The sequence below is a fragment of the Candidatus Rickettsia kedanie genome, assembly GCF_045865205.1.
Taxonomy (GTDB): domain Bacteria; phylum Pseudomonadota; class Alphaproteobacteria; order Rickettsiales; family Rickettsiaceae; genus Rickettsia; species Rickettsia australis.
The window spans coordinates 1-1250 of the sequence record NZ_BAABMM010000008.1; the positions used below are offsets into that span (position 1 = coordinate 1).

A 1250-nucleotide genomic window follows, 5' to 3' on the forward strand; every position below is an offset into this window, starting at 1 on the left:
GGTAATATTACTGATGAAATGATACAGCAGTATATTGATGAGCAAGAAGGTGAGCCTATTAATGATGATCGATTTCTAATCGATTCCACTTTATAACCTCTCAGCTTATAGCTGAGAGTTGTTTAGTGTGGTCATATAATATATACGTTTAATGGTCAAGCACTTATAATCTAGTTATCATCTAGTGTGAACTACCGGAATTCCTACTTTTGTAAGTTTAGCACCTTTTGGTTTTTTAATTCCCGTACATTTCTGTTCTTCTTATTGTTTTCGTAGTTTTTCTCCTATTTGTGCAGCTTCTCTGCTACCTTTAAGAGCACTTTTTATGGGCTTTGTGTTAAGATTCGTAACACCTCTTGAAGTCTTAATATCTTCATCTTTATCAAAATATTTTATGTCTGTAGAAGTGCTTAAATGATAAACTCCACTACTTTTTTGTATCAACTGATTTTGATTTTGTAAAGCTTTGCCTTCTAAATCTAAGAATTGACCATTTTTTTGAAGAATAGTTTCATCACACTTAATATTCTCATCTAATACTACTGTTCCAAAAGCATCTACCTCTCCAATTTTTGTACCATTAGATCATATGCGTAAAGTTTTTCTTCATGGCAATCTAAGTTGTTTAAAAAATTCTCTATGGAATGCTTATCATTAGTAAAATTGCCTAATTCATAGGTACCTATAATTTTCTCTTCTTTGCTTACTACTTTTTCCGTATATTTTTCTTCTTTAATAACTTTTTTAGTATTTTTAATAATTCCAAGATAAGCTAGAGCTTTTTTAAACTTACCCAAATTACGTTTTACCTCAACTTCTATGGGTCTAGAAAATTCTTTTGCTTTTACTTCTTTAACTTATCCTATAACTAACTGCCCATCTATGGGTCTACCCAGTTCATCTTTAAAATGAATTAATTTGGTATTTTTTACTCTATGTAATTTCTTCAGTTTGAAAATGTAGATGTTTTTTTGCATCAATTCCTCCTTGAATAAATTTTGATTTATTTCAAGTGTAAAGGAGTAAATTAAATTTTTGCAAGAAGTTTTTATTGTTAGTTATTTCTCAATAACTAACAAATATTAAGAATTAAAAACTACTGTGCCGTCCAGCCGCCATCTATCAATCATACGCGTCAAGTTAAGGAAAGTAAGTAAGCAATTTGCAAGGAATTTGCTAATTGCAACTCTGTTAGCTAGAAAAAATGATATTTAAAAAGGGAAGTGAAGAGTATAAGTATTAGCACTGTA

2 protein-coding genes and 1 pseudogene are annotated in these 1250 nt (G+C 30.0%); 1 reads left to right on the forward strand and 2 read right to left on the reverse strand.

Annotated features, from left to right (window positions below; translation table 11 throughout):
• A pseudogene (locus tag ACKTSD_RS07800) lies at positions 1-96 on the forward strand (IS200/IS605 family transposase); the annotation flags it as partial.
• Between the two features lie 165 nt (positions 97-261).
• Here ACKTSD_RS07800 and ACKTSD_RS00930 read toward each other — a convergent pair.
• On the reverse strand, positions 262-444 hold the full coding sequence (locus tag ACKTSD_RS00930; RefSeq protein ID WP_412707588.1) for a hypothetical protein: 183 nt from the start codon (positions 442-444) through the stop codon (positions 262-264).
• 113 nt (positions 445-557) lie between these two features.
• The gene (locus ACKTSD_RS00935) at positions 558-797 is read right to left on the reverse strand and encodes a hypothetical protein (RefSeq protein WP_412707589.1); all 240 of its coding nucleotides are present in this window, start codon (positions 795-797) and stop codon (positions 558-560) included.
• Positions 798-1250 lie beyond the last annotated feature (453 nt).